The organism is Bacillus cereus group sp. MYBK195-1 (genome assembly GCF_051916605.1).
Classification (GTDB): Bacteria; Bacillota; Bacilli; order Bacillales; family Bacillaceae_G; genus Bacillus_A; species Bacillus_A cereus.
Genome location: NZ_JBQAGZ010000001.1, coordinates 1,142,035 through 1,167,597 on the forward strand (window position 1 = coordinate 1,142,035; position 25,563 = coordinate 1,167,597).

A 25,563-nucleotide genomic window follows, 5' to 3' on the forward strand; every position below is an offset into this window, starting at 1 on the left:
AAGAAAATGGAGGCATTAATATGTTGAAAAAAGTTTTTGCAATGAGTACAACAGTTGTACTAGCTGCGGGATTATTAAGTGGCTGCGGGACGAAAGAGTCAAGTGCAAGTAAAAATGAAGATACGAAAAAAGGTTATGTACCAAAGACCTTAAATGTTCAATTTGTTCCTTCCCAAAATGCGGATACGTTAGAGGCAAAGGCAAAACCGCTTGAGAAGCTATTAAGTGATAAGTTAAATATTCCAGTAAAAGTTAGTATTTCAACGAACTACAATACAATTGTAGAAGCGATGGCATCTAAGCAAGTAGATGTAGGGTTTATACCTCCAACAGCGTATGTGCTAGCGCATGAGAAAAAGGCTGCAAACGTAATTTTACAAGCACAACGTTTTGGGGTAGATGATGAAACGGGAGCCCCTACAAAGGATTTAGTAGACTTTTATAAATCTGAGTTTGTTGTTAAGAAAGATTCAAATATTAATAGTGTAAAAGATTTAAAAGGTAAAAAAATTGGCTATCAAGATGTAACGTCATCAGCGGGATATGTGTGGCCTGCAGCTGTTCTATTAAAAGAGGGAATTGATCCGTTAAAAGATGTGAAACCTGTTACATTAAAAGGTCACGATCAGTCGCTTATTGCTCTTTTAAATGGTGACGTAGATGCGGCTGTTGTATTCCAAGATGCTCGTAATATTGTAAAAAAAGATTATCCGAATATATTTGATCAAACGAAAATAGTGAAATTTACTGAGAAAATTCCGAACGATACAATTTCTGTACGATCTGATTTAGATGCAGAGTGGAGCAAGAAATTACAAGATGCTTTCATTGAAATTGGAAAGAATGAGGAAGGTCACAAAATCATTAAAGAAGTATATTCACATGAAGGATATGTTAAATCTGATGATAGTAAATTTGATATCGTTCGTGAATATGGGAAGAAAGTAAAAACGCAATAATACATATGGAAATGGCAGCTAGCTGAAAGGGGATGTTTTCAGTTAGTTTGCCGTTTTGAATACATAGAAGGTAGGTAAGATGTGTGATAGAGTTTCGAAATGTCTCCAAAGTGTATCCAAACGGTACAAAAGGATTGAATAATATAAACTTGAAAATTCAAAAAGGTGAGTTTGTTGTAATGGTAGGGCTGTCTGGAGCTGGAAAATCTACACTTCTCAGATCCGTAAATCGTCTTCATGAGATTACCGAAGGAGAAATCATTATTGAAGGTGAGTCTATTACTGCTGCGAAAGGAAAAGGATTAAGGCGTATGCGCCGGGATATCGGTATGATCTTCCAAAGTTTTAATCTTGTAAAGCGATCAACAGTATTAAAAAATGTATTAGCTGGTCGTATTGGATATCATTCCACATTACGTACAACGTTAGGTTTGTTTCCGAAAGAAGATGTGGAGCTCGCATTTCAAGCGTTAAAAAGAGTGAATATTTTAGAAAAAGCATATGCACGTGCTGATGAATTATCAGGAGGACAACAGCAACGTGTATCAATAGCTAGAGCATTGGCACAAGAAGCAAAAATCATATTGGCAGATGAGCCTGTTGCATCGTTAGATCCACTTACGACAAAGCAAGTATTAAATGATTTGAAAAAAATCAATGAAGATTTTGGAATTACAACAATTGTGAATTTGCATTCTATTGATTTAGCTAGGCAATATGCGACACGTATTATTGGATTACATGCAGGAGAAATTGTTTTTGATGGTTCAGTAGAAGAGGCGACAGATGAAAAATTTGCTGAAATTTATGGAGATGTAGCACAGAAAAATGAATTGTTAGAGGTGGCAGTTAAATGAGTGACGTAACGATATATTCGAAATCGATACCGAAGCCGCCGAGTAAGTTAAAACATATGTTAACGTTTATTCTAGTCATTTTACTGTTGTGGGGAAGTAGTATACAGGTCGACGCATCATTTTCAAAGCTAGTAGTTGGTTTTCCTAATATGATGGATTTGTTAAAAGAAATGGTGCCGCCAGATTGGAGTTATTTTCAAGTTATTACAACAGCAATGTTAGATACAATACGTATGGCGATTATTGGGACGACTTTAGGAGCGATTTTAGCTATTCCACTTGCACTGTTTGCGGCAAGTAATGTGTTTACTAGTACATTTTTATACAGTCCAGCTCGATTGATTTTAAATTTTATTCGAACGATACCAGATTTATTATTAGCGGCAATTTTCGTAGCTATTTTTGGAATAGGACCACTTCCGGGTATTTTAGCTCTTACTTTTTTCTCAATTGGGCTCGTGGCGAAATTGTTGTATGAATCAATTGAATCAATTGACCCGGGCCCACTAGAAGCGATGACAGCTGTAGGGGCTAATAAGGTGCAATGGATTGTTTATGGAGTCATTCCACAAGTAAAAGCACACTTTGTTTCCTATGTACTATATACATTTGAGGTGAATGTACGTGCAGCGGCTGTCCTAGGTTTAGTAGGAGCAGGTGGTATTGGATTATATTATGATCGTACACTTGGATTTTTACAATATAAACAAACTGCTTCTATAATTATTTATACCCTTATTGTTGTTTTGTTAATTGACTACATTAGTACATTGTTGCGGGAGAAACTATAATGAATAGAACGACGATGATTGTGCCAAAACCGAAGAAACCGAGTATATATCGCTGGATTATTTTAATAGCACTTACAGTTGTATATGCATGGGCCTTTTCAGGAGTGCCATTAGAGGGGATAAAGGACACAGCAGGTGAAATTACGAAAGCAATTATGACAGGGATATTGAATCCAGACTGGTCGTATGTATCTTTGCCAGATGGTGAAGATTTATTACATGGATTAATTGATACGTTGGCAATTGCAATATTAGGTACATTTATTTCTGCATTTTTATCTGTTCCGTTTGCCTTTTGGGCGGCAACGAATATGAGTAGTGGAAAATTAACTTCAGGATCTGGGAAATTTGTACTTAGTTTTGTTCGTACGTTTCCTGAATTAGTTATGGCTCTTTTATTTATAAAAGCTGTTGGTCCAGGCTCTTTTGCAGGAGTATTGGCCTTAGGATTACATTCTATTGGAATGTTAGGGAAACTATATTCAGAAGGAATTGAAAACATAGATAATGGACCGACGGAAGCGTTACTAGCAACAGGAGCAAACCGTTTTCAAATACTTTGGTATGCAGTGTTACCACAAGTGTTACCGGATTTTCTATCGTATACGTTATACAGATTTGAAATTAATGTACGATCCGCTGCGATTTTAGGGGTTATTGGAGCAGGAGGGATTGGTACACCTTTAATTTTTGCGCTGAGTTCACGGAATTGGTCTCGTGTTGGGATTATTTTATTAGGTATCATTTTAATGGTAATTATAATTGATTGGATTTCAAGTTCGATTCGGAAAAGGATTGTTTAACTTATTTGAAAAGCATCGAAGTTAGATGCTTTTTTATGTTTTTAAAAACGTAAGTATAGAAGAAAATTGTATAAATATACAGATAATTCCCTTTCTTTTTAAAATAAAAATAATGAAAAAGTATGTCATATTGAATGCCCATACATTCCCGGAAACATTGATTTTTTTATAAAAAATCAAAAAAATATCAACATATTTGTCGATACATGTTGTATAATCTTGCGTGGGAAGCTATCATATAAATGTATAAAACGTTTACTAATATAAGCGAAGGGAAGAATAGCATGTCACATTCAATCGAACAACTTTCTATCAACACGATTCGCACATTATCCATCGATGCGATTGAAAAAGCAAACTCTGGTCACCCAGGAATGCCAATGGGTGCAGCACCAATGGCTTATACATTATGGACTCAATTTATGAAACACAATCCAAATAACCCAACGTGGTTTAACCGTGATCGTTTCGTATTATCTGCAGGTCATGGTTCAATGTTATTATACAGCCTACTTCACCTATCTGGTTATGATGTAACAATGGATGACTTAAAGAACTTCCGTCAATGGGGAAGCAAAACTCCAGGACATCCTGAGTACGGTCATACAGCTGGTGTAGATGCAACGACTGGTCCACTTGGACAAGGTATTGCAACTGCTGTAGGTATGGCAATGGCTGAAAGACATTTAGCTGCTAAATATAACCGTGATGCGTATAATGTAGTAGATCATTATACATACGCTATTTGTGGTGATGGAGATTTAATGGAGGGCGTTTCTGCTGAAGCATCTTCATTAGCTGCTCATTTACAATTAGGTCGTCTTGTTGTGCTTTATGATTCAAACGATATTTCATTAGATGGCGATTTAAATCGTTCATTCTCTGAAAGTGTAGAAGATCGTTACAAAGCATACGGATGGCAAGTAATCCGTGTTGAGGATGGAAACGATATTGAAGCAATCGCGAAAGCAATTGAAGAAGCGAAAGCTGACGAAAAACGCCCAACGCTAATTGAAGTAAGAACGACAATTGGTTTCGGTTCTCCAAACAAATCAGGAAAATCAGCTTCACATGGTTCTCCACTTGGTGTAGAAGAAACAAAATTAACGAAAGAAGCATATGCTTGGACTGCTGAGCAAGACTTCCACGTAGCAGAAGAAGTATATGACAACTTCCGTAAAACAGTACAAGATGTTGGTGAAACTGCGCAAGCTGAGTGGAACACGATGCTAGGTGAATATGCACAAGCATACCCAGAATTAGCAAACGAATTCCAAGCAGCAATGAACGGTCAACTTCCAGAAGGTTGGGAGCAAAACTTACCAACTTATGAATTAGGATCAAAAGCAGCAACTCGTAATTCTTCTGGTGCTGTAATTAATGCAATTGCAGAGTCTGTACCATCATTCTTCGGTGGATCTGCTGACCTTGCTGGTTCTAACAAAACATACATGAATAACGAAAAAGACTTTACAAGAGATGATTACAGCGGTAAAAACATTTGGTACGGTGTACGTGAGTTCGCAATGGGTGCAGCAATGAACGGTATTGCACTACATGGTGGTTTAAAAACTTACGGTGGTACGTTCTTCGTATTCTCTGATTACTTACGTCCAGCAATTCGCCTTGCAGCATTAATGCAATTACCAGTAACGTATGTATTCACACATGACAGTATCGCTGTTGGTGAAGATGGTCCAACACATGAACCAATCGAGCAATTAGCAGCGCTTCGTGCAATGCCAAACGTTTCTGTTATCCGTCCTGCTGATGGTAACGAATCTGTTGCAGCTTGGAGACTAGCTTTAGAATCTACAAACAAACCAACTGCTTTAGTATTAACTCGTCAAGACCTTCCAACATTAGAAGGTGCAAAAGATGATACGTATGAAAAAGTAGCAAAAGGTGCATATGTAGTTTCTGCAAGCAAGAAAGAAACGGCTGACGTAATCTTACTTGCAACTGGATCTGAAGTAAGCCTAGCTGTTGAAGCTCAAAAAGCATTAGCAGTAGACGGCGTTGACGCAGCTGTTGTCAGCATGCCATCTATGGATCGCTTCGAAGCTCAAACTGCAGAGTACAAAGAATCTGTATTACCAAAAGCAGTAACAAAACGTTTCGCAATCGAAATGGGTGCTACATTCGGATGGCACCGTTACGTAGGTCTTGAAGGAGATGTGTTAGGTATCGATTCATTCGGTGCTTCTGCTCCTGGTGAGAAGATTATGGAAGAGTATGGATTTACTGTAGAGAACGTTGTTCGTAAAGTAAAAGAAATGCTTTAATGATTTCAGAAAAATCTCTCCGGCATGGAGAGGTTTTTCTATGTAAATGAGTTTTTTCGACAGAAAAAGTTTTTTATCTCTCCGCAGTCAGACAATCATTGCAAATTTTCTTATATATAATGAAGAGAAAAGGTTGTCCAGATTGGGAGTGGAAAAATGAAAACGTATGAATTGTATTTAATTCAAGAGGATATTGCGAAAGCTTATTTTGGTCGTGAATATTTGTTTTTTGATTTATTTGCTCGATTTTCAGAATCTGGGTCCCTTTCGGAGAAAAAAGTGTTATATAAGCAAATGATGTATATAACGATGCCATTGCAAGTAATGAAAATTCATCATAAATTAGAACAAGCTTTGCGCGTTCTTGGTAAATATGATAGAACACATCATACACATACACTTTATACGGGAGCGGAGTACGGCGAAATAATGGTGAAACCGCACTATATTCGTATGAATACCTCTGGAAATGTCTCTATGGAAACGACATTCTTTGAGGTGTTAAGAAAGTGTGAATTAACATTTTTAGCTATGGATTATGAAAATACAAAGTACGGATGGCTGAATCCTCTAAAACAAGTACGAACATATGTGTAAAAAATGTCGAATTGTATCTTGTCTTATTGAAAAGGTTTTAGTACACTGTAAGGTAGACAACATGAAGGAGGAAAATATATGCCAATTTGGTTAGGTATTCTAGTGGGCGTAGTAGCACTAGTAGCAGGCGTGGCGTTAGGATTTTTCATTGCCCGCAAATATATGATGAATTACTTACAAAAAAATCCACCAATTAACGAACAAATGTTAAAAATGATGATGATGCAAATGGGACAAAAACCTTCCCAAAAGAAAATCAATCAAATGATGAGCGCAATGAACAAGCAACAAATGAAATAAGCGCTAAAAGACACTCGCTAAGAGTGTCTTTCTTTTTTGTTAGTTATAGTTTTTAAAACTTTTAAAAATTCTGTATTTTTGGTAAACTGAAAACATCGCTCATTTTAAGGGAGGAGGAAAAAAATGAAAGTGTTTATGAATTTAGCGTGGTTTTTTAAACAAGAAAAACGAGCGTACATAACTGGAATTATTTTATTGTTTGGCGTTGCACTTTTAGAACTTGTAGCACCAAAAGTAATTGGAATCGTTGTAGATGAAATTAATGATGGAACATTGACGACCAATAAGTTACTAAATTGGGTTGTACTATTAGTAATTGTAGGTATTACGATGTACATATTACGTTACATATGGCGTATTATGATTTTCGGATCTTCATTAAAATTAGCTCGCCAATTACGAAAAAATTTATATGAACATTTTACAAAGATGAGCCCATCTTTCTATCAGTCAAATCGAACAGGTGATTTAATGGCACATGCGACCAATGATATTCAAGCGATCCAGCAAACTGCTGGAGCAGGTGTTTTGACGCTTGTTGACTCATTAGCTGTCGGAGGATGTGTACTCGTAGCGATGGGTTTTACAATTAGTTGGAAGTTAACATTATTAAGTTTAATTCCAATGCCGATTGTAGCTATTTCGACAAATTATTATGGAACTTTATTACATAAAAGGTTTCATAAAGCACAGCAATCGTTTTCGGAAATCAATGATAAAGTGCAAGAGAGTATGAGTGGAATGAAAGTGATTCGCTCGCTTGGACAAGAGAAAGAAGATTTGCAGGCGTTTCGAAGAAAATCAGAAGATGTTGTACATAAAAATGTGTTAGTTGCACGTATTGATTCGTTATTTGATCCGACAATCTCTCTTATCGTTGGATTTTCTTTTTTAATCGCAGTATGTTATGGATCGGTATTAGTTGTAAGAGGTGAATTAACAGTAGGTGATCTCGTTACATTTACGACATATTTAGGTACCCTTGTTTGGCCAATGTTAGCGTTTGGATGGTTATTCAATATTATGGAGCGTGGGCGTGCTTCATATGACCGTGTAGAAAAAATTCTTTCACAAAAATCAGATGTAGTAAATAGCGAAAATGCTGTACATACAATAGCGAGCGGTAATGTTTCGTTTGCCGTTGATTCATTTTCGTATAAGAAAAATGAATTGTTACATTTAAACGATATTCACTTTGATTTGAAGAAGGGTGAAACGCTAGGAGTTGTAGGACGTACAGGCGCAGGGAAAACGACTTTATTAAAATGTTTAATCCGTGAGTATGATCATTTTAATGGTGAATTAAAAATTGGGGAGCGAGATATTCGAGATATAACACTTCATGGTGTCCGTTCTGCCATTTCATACGTGCCGCAAGATCATTTTTTATTTTCAGCAAGTATTGGTGAGAATATTGCCTTTGGAAAGGCGGATGCTACATATAATGAAATTACCCAAGCTGCAGAGATTGCTTGTATTCATAATGACATCCTCCAATTTTCAGAAGGATATGAAACAGTAGTAGGGGAAAGAGGTGTTTCGTTATCTGGTGGTCAAAAACAGCGAATCTCTATTGCTCGTGCTTTATTAACAAATGCTGAAATATTAATTTTGGATGATTGTTTATCAGCAGTAGATGCAAAAACAGAAGAGACGATTTTAAGTGCCTTAAAGAGGGAAAGAGCAGGGAAAACGACGATTATTACTGCACACCGATTAAGTGCAATTCAGCATGCCAATCTTATTCTTGTTGTTGATGAAGGTAGAATTGTACAAAGAGGTACACATGAGGAATTAATGAAGGAAAACGGCTGGTATAAGGAAATGTATGAAAGCCAGCAATTAGAAGCTTTAGTCGAGAAAGGAGGCGTATGATGGTAGAGAAGAAGCGAAGTGATTTAAGTAGATTGCTTTCTTATATGAAGCCATATAAAGGGTTGCTATCTTTAGCATTTATCTTTTTAGTTGGTGCGACAGTAACGGAAATGATGGGGCCTTTTTTAATTAAACAATTCCTCGATGAACACCTAGTACCGCGGGATTTTGAACGATCAGCGCTCGTTACTTTATTTGTAATTTACATAGTTGCTCATTTATTAAAAGTATTATTTACGTATTTAAATCTATTGTACTTTCAGAACATTGCTTTTAAGATTGTTCAAGATATGCGAGTCGAAGTATATGAACATGTTCAAAAGCTGTCATTAAGTTTCTTTGATCGTACGCCAATTGGTACGCTCGTATCTCGTATAACGAATGATACGGAAGCGATTAAAGATTTTTATGTTAGTGTATTATCAACATTTGTGAAAAATGTAGTCTTTTTAGTAGGTATTTTAATAGCGATGTTTTTATTAGATGTAAAATTAGCGCTATTTTCTCTCGTATTAATTCCGATCATGTTTGCGATTATGGTATTATATCGCCGGAAAAGTGCAGCTTTTTATTTAGAAGTACGTAATCAATTAAGCGTGTTAAATGCAAAATTGAACGAGTCCATACAAGGAATGAATATTGTTCAAGTGTTCAGACAAGAAAAACGTATGAGAAAAGAGTTTGAAGAAGTGAATAATAAACATTATAGTGCAGGGCGACGTACTTTGAAGTTAGACGCATTACTTTTACGACCGGCTACGGATTTAGTGCATATTGTAGCTATTGCGTTAGTACTAGGTTTATTTGGGATTGATGCTTTAAAGAGCCCTGTTGAAGTAGGAGTTTTATATGCTTTTGTTAACTATATACATCGTTTTTTCCAACCTGTAAATGAGATGATGATGAAATTGTCCTTTTTCCAACAGGCACTTGTTTCGTCATCACGTGTATTTCATTTAATGGACGAGAAAGATTTAGCACCGGTTCAAAAAGGCAATGAGAATCCTCAAGTTGTGGATGGGGATATTGAATTTAAAAATGTTACTTTTTCATATGATGGAAAGCGTGACGTTTTAAAAAATGTATCATTTCACGTGAAACAAGGGCAAACGGTTGCTTTTGTTGGGCATACTGGTAGCGGAAAAAGTACGATTATGAATTTGTTAATGCGATTTTATAATATTAAGTCAGGAAATATTGTAATAGACGGTGTAGATTTAGAAAAATTTGAAGAACGAGAAATTAGAAAGAAAATAGGACTCGTATTGCAAGATGCATTTTTATTTGCTGGAAATGTAAAGCAAAATATTCGTATGTATAATGAAGAAATTACGGATGAAGAAGTAAAAGAAGCTGCTCGATTTGTGCAAGCGAATACGTTTATTGAAAAGTTACCAAAACAGTATGAAACAGAAGTAGTAGAAAGAGGTGCAGCATTTTCAAGCGGTCAACGACAATTAATTGCTTTTGCTAGAACGATAGCAACGAATCCGAAAGTATTAGTATTAGATGAAGCAACAGCTAATATCGATACAGAAACAGAAGAGGCTATTCAAACAGCGTTGCAACAAATGCGAAAAGGTAGAACGACGATAGCCATTGCGCATAGGTTATCTACAATTCAAGATGCAGATCAAATTTTTGTGATGCATGATGGAGAGATAGTAGAAAGAGGAACACATCAAGAATTACTAAGTGAGCAAGGTTTGTATTATAATATGTACTTGCTACAAAATAAAGTGAGTTTGCAAAAGGCCTTGTAATACAAGGTCTTTTTTATTTTGTATACAAAATATGTTTACTCTTTGTTTCTATAGCATAAATGTTGTGTCCTCTTATGAAACTTGTACATATTGTATGTATACGAAGTAAAAAAAATGATAGGAGATTTTATATGCAAAACAGATCAGGTTCAAATGTTACGTTTATTGATGTGTCTCATTGGGAAGGGAATATTGATTGGAATGCAGTGAAGGCATCTGGAATTCCAGCAGCGTATGCAAAAGCGACAGAAGGTGTAAACTACATTGATCCTACTTTTACTAAGAATGTACAAGCAGCACGAAATGCGAATGTATTAATTGGTGCATACCATTTTGCACGCCCAGAACAAAATGATGCAATTTCAGAGGCGAAATATTTTGTGAGTATATTACAAAATAACCAGACAGACTTAATGCCAGTTCTGGATTTAGAATCACCAACAGATCCGAGCAACAGTAATTTAACTGGTAACGCTATATCGAATTGGGCAAGAAGCTTCATAAATTATGTGAAACAGGCTACTGGAAAAGATGTAATGTTATATACAGGAGTTTGGTATATTAATGAGTTCGGAATTAGCGGATTAAGTGATATACCGCTTTGGATTGCTAAATACTCGAGTACACCGCCTGCTGATGCGGGTGGATGGACAGCGTGGACAGCGTGGCAGTACACAGATTCTGGACAAATTTCAGGCGTAGGAAATTGTGATGTATCAGCTGCAGTTTCATTAGAAGCTTTAAAAGGGAATGGAGCAAGTGGTGGAGGTAATGTTTCCCCGCCTAATAATGCAACTCCAGTGTACGGGGTTGCTATAATTAATGGAGATAATGTGAATTTGAGAAGTGGACCATCTTTGCAGTCTAGTGTAATTCGCCAATTGAATCGTGGCGAAACATATGAAGTTTGGGGAGAACAAGATGGATGGCTTTGTTTAGGGACAAATCAGTGGGTATATAATGATCCGAGTTATATTCAGTATAAACATTATGTGGCGACTATTACTGGTGATAATGTAAATTTGCGTGATGCTCCATCATTAAATGGAAATGTTATAAGACAGTTACATCATGGTGAATCGTATCGAGTATGGAGTAAGCAAGATGGATGGCTTTGCTTAGGGACAAATCAATGGATATACTACGATCCGAGTTATATTCAGTATGGTGTACAATAGAGTGAAAATAAAAGGTGCCCCGTCAGAGGTGCCTTTTATTAAAAATATACAACTTTTACAAAGTCTATATCGAAACCATAGTATACTATAGTAGATATATTTATAAAAAATAATCGAAAATGAAATAAAGGGGTAAAAATATGAATTATGTGCTAATAGGTGCGGTTTTAATATTATTAGCTGTAGTATTTGTGCTGTTTTATAAAAATAAACAGTTAGAATCAGAGAGTCAGCAAGTAGAATTTGAAAAGAAACAAGCGATTGAAACGTATAAAAATGAAATTGCAGCTACGGTGATAGAGCATAAAGAACAACAAAATAATTTAAAAAATATGGAACAGAAAAAATACAATGATTTACAAGTAAGTGCAAATAGAGAAATTGAAAATATGCGTATGATGAAAAATCAATTAGCTGTGCAGCATAGTAAAGAACGTAGTGAAATGCAAAATAAACATAATAACGAAATACATATGTTTCAAAAATTAATTGCAAATTTACGAGAATATACTAAAAACGGTGCTGAAATGAATACGTACGAAACATTACATTATATGAAGCGAGGATTCATAGAGCAAGGCATCATATTAGATGCTGAATTTCAAGTCATGCCGAATGTTTTTATTAAAAACAATAGTGAAATAAACGATAATCGAATCCATCATCTTATCTTGTGCAAAACTGGTATTTATCTACTGGAGACGAAAGAATGGAACGAGAAATTAATTCATGGTTTAACGAAAGAAAATGCTGGTATATATTCATTTATGATTGATGAAATGGGTAAGTATCAACAAGAAGTTGATAAAGAAGAAACATTTGAATATATAGTAGGTAAAGATTCGTCAACTATACAAGTGAAAAATGAAGGGAATCCAGTATATAAGGCGAAGAAACTATCTCAAATTTTATACAATTGTTTGAATGAAATGCAGGCTAATAGTATAAAAGAAAAGGTAAAACCAGTTGTATATTTTTATAATAAAAATGGAAAAGCAATAGTAGACCTTTCTAGTGAGGAAACACCTAGATTAAAAGATCGGGAGCAAATTGTAATGTTCTTTAGAAATGAAATCTTAACAGGGAAAGTAGTATATACAGAGCAAGAATTAGAACAGATTCGAGAAATGATTAGCCTGATGAATTATATTGTGAGTTAAAAGGGGAGAGCTTTCTGAACGCTATGCTACGTGGCATTTTATATGTCTATTTTTGTTTGTATATAGTAATGTACATTGTATTTATATTCGTCATTGATAGGGTCCATATACCCTTAAGTGTAAGGAGCATTTTTGTAGTATTCATACCATTTGTTTTATTAGTTACGATTCAAAGGGTTATTTTATATGTTTCTAAAAATCGTAATGAAGAAAAGAAGCAAATGTTGGGGGTTTTAATAGTAGCACTCATACCATTAATAGTGTGCACTGTACAACTAAGTGTAAATGAATATACATCAAAGTTTAATCAAAATAGATGGTTAAATCATGCAGATAAGCGGGTACATATGGTAGATGATCTATTACAAAAATATAAATTAATAGGGAAATCAAATGAAGAAATTACACAATTGTTAGGAGCCCCAACGGAAACGAGAAGTGGGGAAGAAGGAGTTATCACTTTGTATTATCTTGGGACTGAACGTGGCTTTATTCCAATAGATAGCGAACAGCTTATTTTACAATTTGATAGAGATGGTAAAGTCATGGAATATACGGTGCATAAAGATTAAAGAAACGTAGAGGGAAGCTATATGTTATAGCTTCTTTTTTATTTTTCAATATATCACGGAAGGGGGAGAAGGTTTTTGAGTGGAATAAGGAATGAAAGCGGAGGTGATGCATATATATAGATGCATTGGGTGATTATTCGCCCGATTGGTGAGCGTTAATAATCAATAAGTACGGACAAAAACCCAATGATGAAAGTTTCACTTTATCATATTGTATAAATGAAAAGGAGGTAAGACGGTGAAAGCAATCCCGACTGATGTCCTGAGTAAAGAATTGATGGAAAGAGAAGGAGTTATATCTATTACAGTAAAGGAATTTGAAAAAATAGAAGTAGCTGGAGTAGTAGTAGCTGGTCCAGCGGTTATTTTGATTAATCAAGATTAAGTACATATTATTGAAATAAAAAGCATCCGTCTAGGATGCTTTTTATTTGTATGTAAGGATAAATATGATGGATAATTGTGTTACTGGAGGGAAAGTCTGTGGCAATTATTATAACAATGTTAGTAATGGGTATTTTATTAGGATTTGTTGGAGCTGGAGGAGCTGGGTTTATTATCGCGATACTCACTTTAGTATTTCATATTCCTATTCATGTTGCTCTTGCAACATCTTTAACTGCAATGGCATTTACGACATTATCAGGTGTTGTCAGTCATTACCGTGAAGGCAATGTTGCATTTATTATAGGCGGGATTGTTGGGGGATTTGGCGCAATTGGCTCTTATATTGGTTCTAAATTTGGTTCACTTATACCAGCACATCTTCTTCATTGGTTTACAGCTGGGATGTTATTTTTATCGGCAATTTTTATGTTTATTAAATTAATTATGTTCCAAAACAAAGAACAGTCATCTTTATATAAGCATAAAGAGTTTTCCATGAACTACTTGTTGAAATGTATATGCCTTGGATTAGTTACTGGAATGATGGCTGGTTCATTTGGGATTGGTTCTGCACCGTTTATTCAGCTTGGATTAATGGTTCTATTGGGACTAACGATTCAGCAATCTGTAGGGACAACAATGCTTGTTATATTACCGATTGCAATTGGAGGCGGGCTAGGATATAGTTCGGAAGGATATTTAGATTATATATTGTTATTGCAAGTATTAATTGGGACCATGTTAGGGGCATATATTGGCGCGAAGTTTACAAATTATGCACCGCGAATGCTTTTGAGGTTTTCGATGATTATGACACCGGTTTTAGCTGGATGTATGCTATTGATGGAATAAAGTGAAATTATAATAAGTAGGGGGTTACTGCTTACAAATAGCAGGATAAAATTAATATAGCAAACTATTAATATATTTTACGAATGAATTATGTAGGTAATTCATATTTCCCATATAAAAGGATTTGTTTTAATATTATGAGTGTAAAGTTCGAGTATTCGAAGTACTACTTGAATTATATCCCTATCCCTTTTCTAAAAATGCGAACAAGTTTTGCCCTATTCTATTCAATAGTTAATTGTATAGAAATATATTGTTCGATGACCATTATGGAACGTACATAATGGGAAAATCCCGATCCTTAAAGAGGATGCCCCTAATCTTCATGTGAAAATATGATCGGATATGAAAGCTGACCAATTTATGGTCAGCTTTCTTTTTGTTCGAAAATTATTTCTTCTTTAATTTCTGTTTGCAATAATACAGTTTTTCCGAAGCGACGTTTGCATTCCGCGCGCACTTTTTCAAGGGCTAGTAGCTGAGTAGTCGCGGGAACTGTGACAATAGCTTGGCGAGGCTTTCGATTTTCTTCACAAAAGACACATTCCACAACATAATTAGAAATCATATTTTCATCCTTCCAGTTTTAATTTCTAAGAAGGGATTGCCTATGAAGTTGATGTAATCTTTCGTCATTGTTTTATTTTTTTCCTCTTTTTTTCAAGGGGAAAATAAAAAAGAGGGCGAATTTTAGTAGGGGAGGGATGTTTATGGAGAGATGGATAGGTAGTGCAGCGGTATGTGTAAATGAAAGAAAGGAAGTTTTAATGGTACTGCAGGGCAAAGAGGGAGAAGAAAAAAGGTGGTCTGTCCCAAGTGGAGGACTTGAAAAGGGAGAGACACTAGAAGAATGTTGTATCAGGGAAGTTTGGGAAGAAACAGGTTACAATGTGGAAGTTGTAAATAAAATATATGAAAAAGAGGGTATTACATACGGTGTTCCAGTGTATGTCCATTATTATTTTGTTAAACAAATAGGCGGTAATATGAAAATCCAAGATCCTGATGAGTTAATACATGAAATTGCTTGGAAAGGGATACATGAAGTTGAACAATTGTGTTTAGCTTTTCCAGAGGATTATGAATTGCTGTGCCGATATATAGATAAAGAAGCAAGTATGTAAATACTTGCTTCTTTAATGTATCCAAGACAAGAAAAGCGGAACGATAACTAAACTAGCGCCTGCTGTTAAAAGCATGGATAAACTTGCGATTGTTCCTTCCACAGGACCGATTTCGAATGCTTTTGATGTACCGGTTCCATTTGCGCTCGTTCCTAACATAATACCTTTTGCGATTGCTGTTTTAATACGGCAAATACGTATGAGAGAAGGACCGAGCAATGCTCCTGTTAAGGCAGTTAAAACGACAAATACAGCAGTTAATTGTGACATACCACCAATCATTTCTGAAATAGCCATTGCGATTGGTGTTGTTACGATATGTGGCGCTAAACTATGTTCTAGTGATGAATCAATTTGAAAATAATTTGCTAGTAGTGCTGAAGTAATGACTGATAAAAACGAACCGACAATGACATTAAGTAAGATAGCCATTCCATGTTTCTTTAATAAATCAAAGTATTTATAGATTGGCCATGCAAAAGCAACTGTTGCGGGTTTTAATAATTCAGTTAACCAATGACCACCAGATTCATATGTTTCATAAGGTGTATCTAATCCGAGCAATAAAGCAATTAAAATAATGGGACAGACGAGAAGAGGAGAAAGTAGACTCCAATTCCAGCGTTGATACATTTTTTTTGATAGCCAATATGTGAATAGTGTTAATAGTAAACAAAGAAATCCGATCATTGCGTTGATCCTTTCCGCTTTAGTAGCAATTCTGTTAAAAGTCCTGTAACTAAGGTAACGCAAAGAGTGCTAATCATAATAATTAAAATGAGATCGATTCCATATTGTGTTAGTGTATCTCTGTAACGTATGACAGCGACTGCAGAAGGGATGAAAAATAAAATAAGTTCTTTTAATAAAAAATCTGCTCCGTCCTGTATCCATTCTTTTTTAACTAGGTTAAATTTTAATGAAATTAATAATAAGAAAATACCGATTATACTTCCTGGAACTGGGAGGTGTGCCTGTTTTGCAATCCATTCACCTGTCCAAGCGAAACAAAATAGTAATAAAATTTGTCCGCTTAACTTCCACCATTTCATACAGTAACCACCTCTTTCTTTTGTTACATAAAAATTGTAAAAAAGAATTAACAATTTCTACTATACGTTCATTCAAAATATTTGTCTAATATATAAATTATATGTTATTAATATATAAGACATATTAATCGAAAGTGAAAAGGGTGTCCAAAAATGGAATTACGGCATTTGCAATATTTTGTTGTTGTGGCAGAAGAGTTACACTTTGGACGGGCGGCTGCTCGTTTACAAATGACACAACCACCACTTAGTCAACAAATACAGCAATTAGAAAAAGAAATGGGAGTTACATTATTTTCAAGAACGAAAAGAAAGGTTGAACTAACAGAAGCAGGAGAAATGTTTTTAAAAGAAGTAAAAAAGGCGTTTGAACAAATTGAAAAAGCAGTAGAAGTTGCACAAAGTGCGCAAAGGGGAGAAGTAGGATCACTTTCAATTGGTTTTGTAGGTGCGGCGATATATGATATTTTACCATCAATTGTTAGGGAATATAGAAAGAAATTTCCGAGAGTGTCTGTTGCATTACATGAATTGTCAACACCAGATCAAGTTCATGCACTTCATGATAACCGTATCGATATTGGCTTTTTACGTCCACCAATTCCAACGCAATTATTAGAATTAGAGCCAATTCAAAGGTTATCTTGCACCTTATGTTTACCAAAGGCACATCCACTTGCAGAGAAAGATGAAATACATATAGAAGATTTACGAGATGAGCCGTTTGTATTTATTACGAGACCAGTATGGCCAGCTTTGTATGATACAATTTTATCTCTTTGTAGAGAAGTTGGATTTAGTCCACGTATTGTACAAGAAGCAACAGAGTATCAAACAGTTATGGGGCTTGTAGCAGCAGGGATTGGAATTACAGTAATACCCGTGTCGGCAAATAAGTTATATAAAACAGAAGTTGTATATAAAGAGTTATATGATTCTAATTTTGTTGCAGAAATGTCAGTGGCTTATAAAAAAATGAATAGTAATCCAGAGTTGCTAGAGTTTTTAAAAATTGCAAGAGAGAAGAAAAGAATAGAAGTAGAAGATGAATAATAGTAGTAGCAGAAAATGGATTTAATTCAAATCCATAAAAGTACACCTTATTAAACAATAAAGCGGAAATGCAACTTAAGTTGCATTTCCGCTTTATTGTTCTTTTTTTAGCTCGATACTAAATAGATAAACGTGTTCATTTTCTTTTAAGAGTAGATCAATACCTGTTTCTTCATCAATGGTAGGAACGCTTACAGTTTCTTTACTTGTTTGGATTACAGCAGCTAAAGTTGTTTTTTGATTGTATTTTAAATTTTTTATAGATGGGATTGTAGTAGTTGCGGAGCTATTTACGCTTGGTGGTGCTTCTTCATGAACAAGCGTTGAACCACCATCAATATTCATATACCACTGCCTTTTTTCTTGTATATCTTTATCGAATTGGAAATGTGGTGGTAAAAAAGAAAGCTTTACTTTCTTTTTTGAAAAATGTGATGTAGCTATATTAGCAATTTCTTTTGTTTTTTTACCATTGTTATAATAATCAATCGTAGCATTTATTTCATCTTTCTCATTTTTTAGCGTAACGTTATAAAATATGCTATTTCCTTCTTGAAAAGGAGTCATTTGTAAAATAGAAGCCTGCTCTGTTGTTAATTTGTATGGCTCAACAATGGCAACTTCATTGTTTTTTAGTTGGCTACAACTTGTGAATAATAATAAAGACAAGATTAATAGTAATTTTATACGCATGCAATCTCCTCCTTTTTACAATTATATTCTAAATGTGATTTTTATCATTTCGTTTTCTAGGACTAAAGACTTAGAAGAAATTCCGATTGTAGTGCGATGTTTAAAATGTCATATTTTTATACACTAGTAGTATAGAATGCGTATGTAATAAGGTAGGGGAAGAATTTTATGTCTTTATGTCGGTTAGCGAGAAAAAATATTAGAACATTTGCTACCAAAAGGATGAAGCAATTTATGTGGATTGCTATGAGTACTATGATTTTGTTTTTTATGATATCGTTACAATTTAATGAAGGAGCTATTTTGAAAGTAGGGGATGCATTTGTATTTCAAATGTATTTTTACACACTTTTTATTGTACTAATTTTCATATGTATTTTTACTACATATAAAATGATGTACTCCCTTTTGCATGTGAGGAGGGAGGAGTTTATATCTTATGTAGCAGAAAATATGAAAAGAAAAGAGGTACTATGTGTATTATGTCAGGAGCAATTATTCATTTATGGAGCAGCATTTGTTTTTGGATTAATTAATGGGATGCTATTTTTGAAATTATTCACGGTTATCTTTATGAAAGTCGCAGGGATACAAGGAATAAATAGTGCGCCAATTACAATATATGCAGTTGTAATTATTAGTATAATTATGATGACTGTCGTTTTAATATCGATGATGCAATGTTATCGATTTGTTCGAAGTTTAAAAGATGAAAATTCGTTGCGGTTTAGAGAAAGGGCATGAGAAATCATGCTTTTTTCTATTTTACACATAAAAATAATCATGTTACAGTGAAAAGACCTGACAAAGAATGGGAAGGAAAGGTTGTATAGAATGACAAATGAACAATCAATTGTAAAAGTCGATCGGTTAACGAAGCGAATCGGATCAAAGACACTTGTACAAAATATTAGTTTTGAAGTGAAAAAAGGCGAGGTTGTCGGTTTACTCGGACCAAACGGTGCTGGAAAAACGACTTTAATGAGAATGATGGTTGGTATGATCCGTATGACCGAAGGTGAAGTATGGATTGATGGTCAATCTGTGAAACAGCAATTCGAAAAAACCGCTGCGAAAATTGGAGCGGTAATTGAGACACCTGAATTTTATCCTTTTTTAAGCGGCTATGAAAATTTAACATATTTCGGACGAATGAATGGTAATGTGACCGAAGAACGTATCGATGAAGTAGTGAAATTGTTAGGGATGGGACAAGTAATTGATCGTAAAGTAAAAGCATATTCACTCGGCATGAGACAACGTTTAGGAATCGCTCAGGCGCTTATTCACGATCCAGATGTGCTGATACTAGATGAACCGACAAATGGATTAGACCCTAGTGGAATACATGAAATGAGAATGTACATAAAAAAAATTGCACATGAACAAGGAAAAGCTGTACTTGTATCAAGTCACTTACTTTCAGAAGTTGAATTAATGTGTGACAGAGTTATCATTATTCAGCACGGGCAATATGTGGCTACGCAAAATATTCAGCATAGCCAAAGCGAAGAGATGGAGACGATCCGTATACGTGTAGATGATGCGAATAAAGCAGCAGAAATATTAGGGCATGATGTTTTAGTAAAAGATAATGAATTACTTATTAATGTAAAAGATGAAGAAATCCCAAATGTTATTCGTACATTGCTTGAGAAAAATATTCAAGTGTATCGTGTATATGAAGAAAGAAAAACGTTAGAAGAGCAATTTTTAGAATTAACAGGGGGAAAAGATATTGTTTAATTTAGTATATAACGAACTGTATAAAATATTTAAGCGGAAGCGAACGATTATTCCATTTGCAGTTATTGCAGTATTAATAATCGGATTAGGATGGGTTACGGTAAAGTATTTTGAACCGGAAACAAAAGGATGGAAAGTAGATTATACAGAACGAACTGTAGAAATTGAGAAAAAGCTTGGCATGAAAAAAGAAGCTATTTTAGCAGAAAAATCAGGGGATGAGCTTGTAAAAGAATACCAGCTTAAGATGAAGCATTTAGATACGGATACAGCACCGGCAAGCAGTTCTCCACTTTCTTTCATGAGAGATACAGGTTTTATCGTATTTCCAATTTTGCTCCCATTTATCCTCGTGTATGCAAGTACAATTTTTGCGAATGAATATAGCTGGGGAACATATAAATTTTTAACGATACGACCAGCGAGTCGCTTTAAAATTTTAACAGCAAAATTTTTAGCAATCGTTATATTTGCAGCTTTATTATTTATATTTAATATGATCTTCTCCGCTTTATGTGGACTTGTTATTTATAAATTCCAACAGCCTGCATGGAGTGAGTTTATTTTCCAAGATGGAAATATAATAAAACAAAACATTTTTGTAGAAGCAAGTAAATATTATGTTTTATCGTGGTTACCAACGGTTGTGTACGCATCGTTTGCATGTATGATTTCTGTGTTAACGAGATCTAGTGGAGGTGCAATTGGTATTTCACTATTCCTTGCTTTATCAGGAAATATTGCGCTATTAGCAGCCACTAGATATAACTGGGCGAAATATTTATTGCCAGCAAACACAGATTTATATAGTATTTCAAAGAATGGAAGTTTTATTGATGGAGTAACATTCCCGTTTGCATCATGTATGTTGTTACTTTATTTGTTCGTATTTTTATGTATTTCATATACTGTGTTTTTAAAACGTGATTTAACTTAATAAGAAAAGCCGTTCAGGGTGCTGAGATGCACTTTGAACGGCTTTTTTTATGAGAATTGTTTAAGTGCTCTTTCGGCTAGTAAAGCAAAGTATTCTGCACTTATAGGCAGTGCCTCTTCATTAATTGTAAAAGCAGGATGATGCCATTCATGTGTACCACTCGTTCCCATAAAGACGAATGAACCTGGTATTTCCTGTTGGTAAAATGAGAAATCTTCTCCAGCCATTGACGGACTAGGCGAGATGATATTAAGATTCATCTTTGTGGCAACTTGAGTAGATAAGTCTGTAAGAGCTTTATCGTTGTGAACAGCAGGAGGACCTGAATAAAAACGGAATTTCGTTTTTACACCTAATGCATCAGATACACCTTTAATAATACGCTCCATGAGTGCTGGAATCTTTTCACGTGTTTCAGCTTGGAATGTGCGAATCGTTCCTTCTAACGTAGCTTTTTCAGGAATCACGTTCCACGTATTTCCTGCATGAATATTTGTAACACTAACAACTACATTTTGAGATGAACTTATATTTCGGCTTACAATTGTTTGCAGTGCCATCACAATTTGAGAGGATGCGACAATAGGATCTACTCCAGCATCTGGTACAGCCGCGTGTGTACCAACTCCGTGAATTTCAATTTCAAATCGATCAACTCCGGCCATCAGTGGACCATCTTTAATGCCAATTGTACCTACTGGTAAATCAGGTTTATTATGCATGCCGAAAATCGCTTGCACATTACGTAAATGTCCAGCATCAATAACTTTGCAAGCGCCATTACTACTTTCTTCAGCTGGTTGGAATATGAAGCGAACCGTTCCATTTAGGGAAGATTCTCTTTCTTTTAATAAGAAAGCAGTACCTAAAATAGCAGCTGTATGAAAATCGTGTCCACAAGCATGCATTTTCCCTCGTACTTTAGATGCATAGGACAAATGTGTTTCTTCTTGAATAGGAAGGGCATCAATATCAGCACGAACTGCTACAATTGGTCCGTTTTTATTACCAGACACTTCAGCGATAATTCCTGTTTCTAAATTGGAATCAATGATAGTAATGTTTTTTTCTTCTAACCAATTTTTTATTGCTTTTGTTGTTTCGAACTCTTCATATGATAGTTCTGGATACTCATGTAAATGTCGACGGATGGAAATAAGTTTTTCTTTTAGTTGATTTGAAATAGATACCATGTAGTATGCCTTCTTTCTTCAGCAAAATATTTATCATAAGTATACAACAATAAAAGAGAGGATTCTCAAATGAAAATCCTCTCTCGTTTATCCTGTATTAATGGGCAGTCCGATTGGTTCAACTAATTAAAGTTTCACTTTATGCTGCGACTTTTTTATGCGTATGATGTTTACGATAACGTCCACGCATTGCGTATGCAATTTGCGGGATTGCAATCCCAATTAAAATAAGTGATACACCGAACCATTGTGAAGATAGTACAGCCTCTTTTAAAACGAATACTGACATAATTGTTGTAACTGGTAGTTCCGCTGCACCAAGAATAGTCGCTAAGCCAGAACCGATTTTTGGAATCCCGATTGTAAAGGCAATAGATGGAATAACGATACTAAATGTTCCTAATCCTAAACCGTATTTCCAAAGACCTTGAGAAATGGCACCATTAAAAATAAATGTTGGTGGGAATACAATCATGACTAAAGTTAAAGCACCAGTCATTAAGAGAACACCGCGCGGTAATGAAGGTACTTCAACAGCAACTTTTCCGCTTACGAAAATGTATGTTGCGAATGTAACAGCAGATAATAAACCTAAAATGACCCCAGTCGTATCGAAAGCACCTACTGATTGTTCAAGTAAACCACTTGATAAAAATGTCCCTACAAGTAAGAAAATAACAGAAATAACTTTTTCTCTTGAAGGTAATGTTTTTGTTGCGACTGCTTCAATGATAATTCCGACCCAAACGAATTGGAATAAAAGAATAATTGCAATAGAAGCTGGTACAGTTTTTAATGAAGCATAATAAAAAATTCCGGTAAAACTTGCAGATGTTCCTGCAACGAATAAAAGTAATGCTTGCTTTAAAGGAACGCGATGTCTAGAAAATAGAAGTGTAATAGCAAGCAAAATAATCCAACCGAACAAATATTGGCTGCCAATTACCTCTCCAAGTGAAAATCCTTCTGCATATGCAAGCTTAACAAAAATAGCTAAAATTCCATAACTACACGCTCCTAATAAAACTAAAAGAGAATAACGAAGCATGAAAAATTCCTCCCATCTATATGAAGTTATTCCGTATCGAAAATATATAACTAGAGGGAAGTATACAAAATTAGAAATAAAGGGTCAAATGAAAGAAAAGTATGACATTTTATAGAATAATAATAAAAGTATGATATTTATGCATAATCTTGAAATTTTTAATAGTAGAAGTATTATAAAATAAACTTTGCATTGTATAGAGATAGCATTTGAAAAAAATATTTTTTAAACCAATATGTATATAGACGTACTAGTAACGTGCTAATTATTTGAGAAACTATGTTACCTTTGTTATGGTAATAACAATTAAAGGAGTTTTATAATCCATTTGGTTTTTTTCTATATAATAGAAGGAAATGAAAACGTTTTATTAGAAACTGTGAGGAAGTGCGGTTTTTCTTATTGCCACGTTGTAAAAGTGATTTCACGAATTGTTCATAGTATTTTTATGTGTTTTTGTTACAATATTTAGGGAGAGGAGTGGAATGATGCAAGATATTAGTATTTTTTTAGCGTTTGGCGCCGGGTTCTTATCATTTATTTCCCCATGTTGCTTACCGCTTTACCCGGCATTTTTATCGTACATAACAGGTATGTCGGTTTCTGAATTGAAAGAAGAAAATGCAATGCTTCGCAAAAGAAGTATGATACATACAGCGTTTTTCTTACTTGGATTTTCAATTATATTTATTGCAATTGGATTTGGTACAAGTTTTATTGGAGGAATCTTTACTGACTATAAAGATTTAATCAGACAGTTAGGTGGTATATTTATCATCGTGTTCGGCTTAATTATTGTCGGGGTGTTTAAGCCGAAATTTTTAATGCAAGACCGTAAATTTACATTTAAAAATCGTCCAAGTGGCTATTTTGGATCAGTACTAATAGGATTAGCTTTTGCAGCAGGATGGACGCCATGTACCGGACCAATTCTAGTGTCTGTAATTGGATTAGCAGCAACAAATCCAGAATCAGCAATGATATATATGATTGCTTACATACTTGGATTTGCAATCCCGTTTTTCGTACTGTCATTCTTTATTACGAAAATGTCTTGGATTAAAAGAAATAGTATGGCCTTCATGAAAGTCGGAGGATATATTATGATTGTTATGGGTGTCTTCCTATACTTTAACTGGATGACGAAAATTATCGTATATTTCTCAAGTTTATTTGGTGGTTTTACTGGTTTTTAGTATTATTCTGCGAAAATGTTGGAAATACTAACGGAAAAGCATATAATGAAAGTATATTTTGCATATAGCCACAAAAAAGGATGAGAAAATATGAACATAGTTCTTTTATCAAGTATCGTTGCTGTTTGTATGGCTGTCGGTGCGATGTTTATTCGTTTAAAAGCAGCTAAGAAACCTGCAACATTGAAAAAAATTATACTTCCACCATTTTTTATGAGTACGGGTGCATTGATGTATGTTTTTCCTGAATTTCGATTAACTCCAGCAGAAATGTTAGAAGCAATTGGTGTCGGTTTGATTTTCTCTATTTTTCTTATTAAAACATCTAAATTTGAAATTAGAGGACAAGAGATTTATTTGAAGCGTTCAAAAGCCTTTGTTTTCATATTAATTGGATTACTTGTAGTGCGGATTGTATTTAAAACCTACTTAAGTCAATCTCTTGATTTAGGACAACTTAGTGGCATGTTCTTCTTACTTGCGTTTGCGATGATTGTGTCATGGAGAATTGCAATGTATCGTTCCTTTACGAAATTACAGAAGGAAATGGAAAAAGAAGATGGTTTTTATAATGAAAAAGATATGAAGCTAACTTAAAAACTGTATATGTACCAAATAAAAAGACAGCGTCAAAGGCGCTGTCTTTTTTATCGAAAATAATATGAAGTTACTTTGCGAGTAAAGATCGATAGTTAGAATAATCAATCTTTTTTTCTTGTAGTTTTTTTATTAAAAATTTATGATCACGCTTTGGTGTGGCAATGATATATCCCTTAATAATTAAGTCTTGTGTAATTTGAGAGGCATTTTCTTGTAATGCAAGTTCTCCGATTTTTCCAGCAATCTTTGATTTTGCAACATCACGAAATAGTTCTGGAACAGGACTTACAAGCTCTTCTAACAATTGTTTTTGTTCATCAGCCCATAAATGTCTCGTTTTATTTATGTAGTGTTCTTCCCAATCCAAAATGGACATGCCGTCTTCTTTTGGTAATCGTTTCAGGAATTTTCTGAACATAAAGTATCCACCGATAGACATAAGCCCTAACAAAATAACCGTCCATAATACAATGAACCAACTGAACCATCCTTCGAGCAAGCATATCCCCCCTTAATGATAGCGGTTTTCTTTTATTCATATT

Annotated in this window: 29 protein-coding genes; 22 read left to right on the forward strand and 7 right to left on the reverse strand. The window is 34.8% G+C overall.

The features are described from left to right. Positions 1 to 20 precede the first annotated feature (20 nt). The 14 genes from ACTFRY_RS06110 (at position 21) to ACTFRY_RS06175 (ending at position 14,379) form a co-directional block, all read left to right on the forward strand. Complete coding sequence (locus ACTFRY_RS06110) at positions 21 to 959, forward strand: phosphate/phosphite/phosphonate ABC transporter substrate-binding protein (RefSeq protein WP_098617173.1); 939 nt, start codon at positions 21 to 23, stop codon at positions 957 to 959. An 83-nt stretch (positions 960 to 1,042) separates the two neighbouring features. Further along, positions 1,043 to 1,816, forward strand: a complete 774-nt coding sequence (gene phnC / locus ACTFRY_RS06115; RefSeq protein WP_016111191.1) for a phosphonate ABC transporter ATP-binding protein — start codon at positions 1,043 to 1,045, stop codon at positions 1,814 to 1,816. Continuing rightward, positions 1,813 to 2,607 (forward strand): phosphonate ABC transporter, permease protein PhnE, encoded by a 795-nt coding sequence (phnE, locus tag ACTFRY_RS06120; protein WP_047386637.1) that lies wholly within the window; start codon positions 1,813 to 1,815, stop codon positions 2,605 to 2,607. Before phnC ends, phnE (ACTFRY_RS06120) begins: the two co-directional genes overlap by 4 nt. Then, complete coding sequence (gene phnE, locus ACTFRY_RS06125; RefSeq protein WP_016118477.1) at positions 2,607 to 3,410, forward strand: phosphonate ABC transporter, permease protein PhnE; 804 nt, start codon at positions 2,607 to 2,609, stop codon at positions 3,408 to 3,410. The genes phnE (ACTFRY_RS06120) and phnE (ACTFRY_RS06125) overlap by 1 nt, the downstream gene beginning before the upstream one ends. A gap of 284 nt (positions 3,411 to 3,694) precedes the next feature. Then, entirely contained in the window at positions 3,695 to 5,695 is a 2,001-nt protein-coding gene (gene tkt, locus ACTFRY_RS06130; protein WP_098617172.1) for a transketolase, read from the forward strand. A 156-nt stretch (positions 5,696 to 5,851) separates the two neighbouring features. Then, the gene (gene sirA / locus ACTFRY_RS06135) at positions 5,852 to 6,292 is read left to right on the forward strand and encodes a sporulation inhibitor of replication protein SirA (protein WP_000860645.1); all 441 of its coding nucleotides are present in this window, start codon (positions 5,852 to 5,854) and stop codon (positions 6,290 to 6,292) included. Between the two features lie 78 nt (positions 6,293 to 6,370). Continuing rightward, positions 6,371 to 6,592 carry a YneF family protein gene (locus ACTFRY_RS06140; RefSeq protein ID WP_001123317.1) on the forward strand — a complete coding sequence of 74 codons (222 nt, stop codon included), beginning with the start codon at positions 6,371 to 6,373 and terminating at the stop codon, positions 6,590 to 6,592. A 123-nt stretch (positions 6,593 to 6,715) separates the two neighbouring features. Further along, positions 6,716 to 8,467 carry an ABC transporter ATP-binding protein gene (locus tag ACTFRY_RS06145; protein WP_098617171.1) on the forward strand — a complete coding sequence of 584 codons (1,752 nt, stop codon included), beginning with the start codon at positions 6,716 to 6,718 and terminating at the stop codon, positions 8,465 to 8,467. After that, the gene (locus ACTFRY_RS06150) at positions 8,467 to 10,230 is read left to right on the forward strand and encodes an ABC transporter ATP-binding protein (protein ID WP_000229517.1); all 1,764 of its coding nucleotides are present in this window, start codon (positions 8,467 to 8,469) and stop codon (positions 10,228 to 10,230) included. Before ACTFRY_RS06145 ends, ACTFRY_RS06150 begins: the two co-directional genes overlap by 1 nt. Positions 10,231 to 10,361: 131 nt before the next feature. Next, positions 10,362 to 11,408: a GH25 family lysozyme gene (locus ACTFRY_RS06155; RefSeq protein ID WP_001181384.1), complete on the forward strand. Its 1,047-nt coding sequence runs from the start codon at positions 10,362 to 10,364 to the stop codon at positions 11,406 to 11,408. Positions 11,409 to 11,548: 140 nt separating this feature from the next. Then, complete coding sequence (locus ACTFRY_RS06160; protein WP_001110277.1) at positions 11,549 to 12,568, forward strand: NERD domain-containing protein; 1,020 nt, start codon at positions 11,549 to 11,551, stop codon at positions 12,566 to 12,568. 23 nt (positions 12,569 to 12,591) lie between these two features. Then, entirely contained in the window at positions 12,592 to 13,140 is a 549-nt protein-coding gene (locus ACTFRY_RS06165; RefSeq protein ID WP_098617170.1) for a hypothetical protein, read from the forward strand. Positions 13,141 to 13,378: 238 nt separating this feature from the next. Further along, entirely contained in the window at positions 13,379 to 13,525 is a 147-nt protein-coding gene (locus tag ACTFRY_RS06170; RefSeq protein ID WP_000644411.1) for a BC1881 family protein, read from the forward strand. A gap of 98 nt (positions 13,526 to 13,623) precedes the next feature. Then, complete coding sequence (locus tag ACTFRY_RS06175; RefSeq protein WP_016118474.1) at positions 13,624 to 14,379, forward strand: sulfite exporter TauE/SafE family protein; 756 nt, start codon at positions 13,624 to 13,626, stop codon at positions 14,377 to 14,379. 367 nt (positions 14,380 to 14,746) lie between these two features. On the opposite strand, the gene ACTFRY_RS06180 is transcribed toward ACTFRY_RS06175, so the two are convergent. Beyond that, positions 14,747 to 14,947: a DUF3903 domain-containing protein gene (locus ACTFRY_RS06180; protein WP_000625226.1), complete on the reverse strand. Its 201-nt coding sequence runs from the start codon at positions 14,945 to 14,947 to the stop codon at positions 14,747 to 14,749. A gap of 142 nt (positions 14,948 to 15,089) precedes the next feature. Here ACTFRY_RS06180 and ACTFRY_RS06185 point away from each other — a divergent pair, with 142 nt between their 5' ends. Continuing rightward, entirely contained in the window at positions 15,090 to 15,503 is a 414-nt protein-coding gene (locus tag ACTFRY_RS06185) for an NUDIX hydrolase (RefSeq protein ID WP_000442979.1), read from the forward strand. Positions 15,504 to 15,515: 12 nt separating this feature from the next. On the opposite strand, the gene ACTFRY_RS06190 is transcribed toward ACTFRY_RS06185, so the two are convergent. After that, positions 15,516 to 16,193, reverse strand: coding sequence for an LrgB family protein (locus tag ACTFRY_RS06190; RefSeq protein ID WP_000578965.1), 678 nt, complete (start codon positions 16,191 to 16,193; stop codon positions 15,516 to 15,518). Then, a complete protein-coding gene (locus ACTFRY_RS06195; RefSeq protein ID WP_000872365.1) occupies positions 16,190 to 16,555 on the reverse strand; it encodes a CidA/LrgA family holin-like protein in 366 nt (121 codons plus the stop codon). The genes ACTFRY_RS06190 and ACTFRY_RS06195 overlap by 4 nt, the downstream gene beginning before the upstream one ends. 153 nt (positions 16,556 to 16,708) lie before the next feature. Between ACTFRY_RS06195 and alsR the strand changes: the two genes are divergently transcribed. Next, positions 16,709 to 17,608: an acetoin biosynthesis transcriptional regulator AlsR gene (gene alsR / locus ACTFRY_RS06200; protein WP_000423234.1), complete on the forward strand. Its 900-nt coding sequence runs from the start codon at positions 16,709 to 16,711 to the stop codon at positions 17,606 to 17,608. Positions 17,609 to 17,701: 93 nt separating this feature from the next. On the opposite strand, the gene ACTFRY_RS06205 is transcribed toward alsR, so the two are convergent. Beyond that, positions 17,702 to 18,301 (reverse strand): hypothetical protein, encoded by a 600-nt coding sequence (locus tag ACTFRY_RS06205; protein WP_044795305.1) that lies wholly within the window; start codon positions 18,299 to 18,301, stop codon positions 17,702 to 17,704. A gap of 168 nt (positions 18,302 to 18,469) precedes the next feature. On the opposite strand from ACTFRY_RS06205, the gene ACTFRY_RS06210 reads away from it, so the two are divergent. The 3 genes from ACTFRY_RS06210 to ACTFRY_RS06220 all read left to right on the forward strand — a co-directional run bounded on the left by ACTFRY_RS06210 (position 18,470) and on the right by ACTFRY_RS06220 (position 20,984). Continuing rightward, positions 18,470 to 19,045 (forward strand): FtsX-like permease family protein, encoded by a 576-nt coding sequence (locus tag ACTFRY_RS06210; RefSeq protein WP_033694193.1) that lies wholly within the window; start codon positions 18,470 to 18,472, stop codon positions 19,043 to 19,045. A gap of 90 nt (positions 19,046 to 19,135) precedes the next feature. Then, the gene (locus ACTFRY_RS06215; protein WP_000180623.1) at positions 19,136 to 20,047 is read left to right on the forward strand and encodes an ABC transporter ATP-binding protein; all 912 of its coding nucleotides are present in this window, start codon (positions 19,136 to 19,138) and stop codon (positions 20,045 to 20,047) included. After that, positions 20,040 to 20,984: an ABC transporter permease gene (locus ACTFRY_RS06220; RefSeq protein ID WP_086424236.1), complete on the forward strand. Its 945-nt coding sequence runs from the start codon at positions 20,040 to 20,042 to the stop codon at positions 20,982 to 20,984. The genes ACTFRY_RS06215 and ACTFRY_RS06220 overlap by 8 nt, the downstream gene beginning before the upstream one ends. Before the next feature lie 47 nt (positions 20,985 to 21,031). Here ACTFRY_RS06220 and ACTFRY_RS06225 read toward each other — a convergent pair whose 3' ends face one another. After that, the gene (locus ACTFRY_RS06225; protein ID WP_000253679.1) at positions 21,032 to 22,177 is read right to left on the reverse strand and encodes a M20 peptidase aminoacylase family protein; all 1,146 of its coding nucleotides are present in this window, start codon (positions 22,175 to 22,177) and stop codon (positions 21,032 to 21,034) included. 139 nt (positions 22,178 to 22,316) lie between these two features. Continuing rightward, positions 22,317 to 23,225: an EamA family transporter gene (locus ACTFRY_RS06230; RefSeq protein WP_000947046.1), complete on the reverse strand. Its 909-nt coding sequence runs from the start codon at positions 23,223 to 23,225 to the stop codon at positions 22,317 to 22,319. 322 nt (positions 23,226 to 23,547) lie between these two features. Here ACTFRY_RS06230 and ACTFRY_RS06235 point away from each other — a divergent pair, with 322 nt between their 5' ends. The 3 genes from ACTFRY_RS06235 to ACTFRY_RS06245 all read left to right on the forward strand — a co-directional run bounded on the left by ACTFRY_RS06235 (position 23,548) and on the right by ACTFRY_RS06245 (position 25,018). Further along, positions 23,548 to 23,697, forward strand: a complete 150-nt coding sequence (locus tag ACTFRY_RS06235; protein ID WP_080008939.1) for a peptidase T — start codon at positions 23,548 to 23,550, stop codon at positions 23,695 to 23,697. Positions 23,698 to 23,713: 16 nt separating this feature from the next. Then, positions 23,714 to 24,421: a cytochrome c-type biogenesis protein CcdA gene (ccdA, locus tag ACTFRY_RS06240; RefSeq protein WP_001152676.1), complete on the forward strand. Its 708-nt coding sequence runs from the start codon at positions 23,714 to 23,716 to the stop codon at positions 24,419 to 24,421. Positions 24,422 to 24,511: 90 nt separating this feature from the next. Next, positions 24,512 to 25,018, forward strand: coding sequence for a CcdC family protein (locus ACTFRY_RS06245; protein ID WP_001028440.1), 507 nt, complete (start codon positions 24,512 to 24,514; stop codon positions 25,016 to 25,018). Positions 25,019 to 25,088: 70 nt separating this feature from the next. On the opposite strand, the gene ACTFRY_RS06250 is transcribed toward ACTFRY_RS06245, so the two are convergent. Next, a complete protein-coding gene (locus ACTFRY_RS06250) occupies positions 25,089 to 25,520 on the reverse strand; it encodes a DUF2621 domain-containing protein (RefSeq protein ID WP_000889373.1) in 432 nt (143 codons plus the stop codon). Positions 25,521 to 25,563: the final 43 nt, after the last annotated feature.

Bases quoted from the DNA above. Each gene is read 5' to 3' on its own strand.
- ACTFRY_RS06110 (WP_098617173.1), top strand. From the start codon at position 21: ATGTTGAAAAAAGTTTTTGCAATGAGTACAACAGTTGTACTAGCTGCG.
- tkt (WP_098617172.1), top strand. From the start codon at position 3,695: ATGTCACATTCAATCGAACAACTTTCTATCAACACGATTCGCACATTA.
- ACTFRY_RS06230 (WP_000947046.1), bottom strand. From the start codon at position 23,225: ATGCTTCGTTATTCTCTTTTAGTTTTATTAGGAGCGTGTAGTTATGGA.
- ACTFRY_RS06195 (WP_000872365.1), bottom strand. From the start codon at position 16,555: ATGAAATGGTGGAAGTTAAGCGGACAAATTTTATTACTATTTTGTTTC.
- ACTFRY_RS06145 (WP_098617171.1), top strand. From the start codon at position 6,716: ATGAAAGTGTTTATGAATTTAGCGTGGTTTTTTAAACAAGAAAAACGA.
- ACTFRY_RS06215 (WP_000180623.1), top strand. From the start codon at position 19,136: ATGACAAATGAACAATCAATTGTAAAAGTCGATCGGTTAACGAAGCGA.
- phnE (WP_047386637.1), top strand. From the start codon at position 1,813: ATGAGTGACGTAACGATATATTCGAAATCGATACCGAAGCCGCCGAGT.
- ACTFRY_RS06160 (WP_001110277.1), top strand. From the start codon at position 11,549: ATGAATTATGTGCTAATAGGTGCGGTTTTAATATTATTAGCTGTAGTA.
- ACTFRY_RS06225 (WP_000253679.1), bottom strand. From the start codon at position 22,177: ATGGTATCTATTTCAAATCAACTAAAAGAAAAACTTATTTCCATCCGT.
- ACTFRY_RS06165 (WP_098617170.1), top strand. From the start codon at position 12,592: ATGCTACGTGGCATTTTATATGTCTATTTTTGTTTGTATATAGTAATG.
- ACTFRY_RS06180 (WP_000625226.1), bottom strand. From the start codon at position 14,947: ATGATTTCTAATTATGTTGTGGAATGTGTCTTTTGTGAAGAAAATCGA.
- ACTFRY_RS06150 (WP_000229517.1), top strand. From the start codon at position 8,467: ATGGTAGAGAAGAAGCGAAGTGATTTAAGTAGATTGCTTTCTTATATG.
- ACTFRY_RS06190 (WP_000578965.1), bottom strand. From the start codon at position 16,193: ATGATCGGATTTCTTTGTTTACTATTAACACTATTCACATATTGGCTA.
- ACTFRY_RS06140 (WP_001123317.1), top strand. From the start codon at position 6,371: ATGCCAATTTGGTTAGGTATTCTAGTGGGCGTAGTAGCACTAGTAGCA.
- ACTFRY_RS06205 (WP_044795305.1), bottom strand. From the start codon at position 18,301: ATGCGTATAAAATTACTATTAATCTTGTCTTTATTATTATTCACAAGT.
- sirA (WP_000860645.1), top strand. From the start codon at position 5,852: ATGAAAACGTATGAATTGTATTTAATTCAAGAGGATATTGCGAAAGCT.
- ACTFRY_RS06210 (WP_033694193.1), top strand. From the start codon at position 18,470: ATGTCTTTATGTCGGTTAGCGAGAAAAAATATTAGAACATTTGCTACC.
- ACTFRY_RS06185 (WP_000442979.1), top strand. From the start codon at position 15,090: ATGGAGAGATGGATAGGTAGTGCAGCGGTATGTGTAAATGAAAGAAAG.
- ACTFRY_RS06155 (WP_001181384.1), top strand. From the start codon at position 10,362: ATGCAAAACAGATCAGGTTCAAATGTTACGTTTATTGATGTGTCTCAT.
- alsR (WP_000423234.1), top strand. From the start codon at position 16,709: ATGGAATTACGGCATTTGCAATATTTTGTTGTTGTGGCAGAAGAGTTA.
- ccdA (WP_001152676.1), top strand. From the start codon at position 23,714: ATGCAAGATATTAGTATTTTTTTAGCGTTTGGCGCCGGGTTCTTATCA.
- phnE (WP_016118477.1), top strand. From the start codon at position 2,607: ATGAATAGAACGACGATGATTGTGCCAAAACCGAAGAAACCGAGTATA.
- ACTFRY_RS06245 (WP_001028440.1), top strand. From the start codon at position 24,512: ATGAACATAGTTCTTTTATCAAGTATCGTTGCTGTTTGTATGGCTGTC.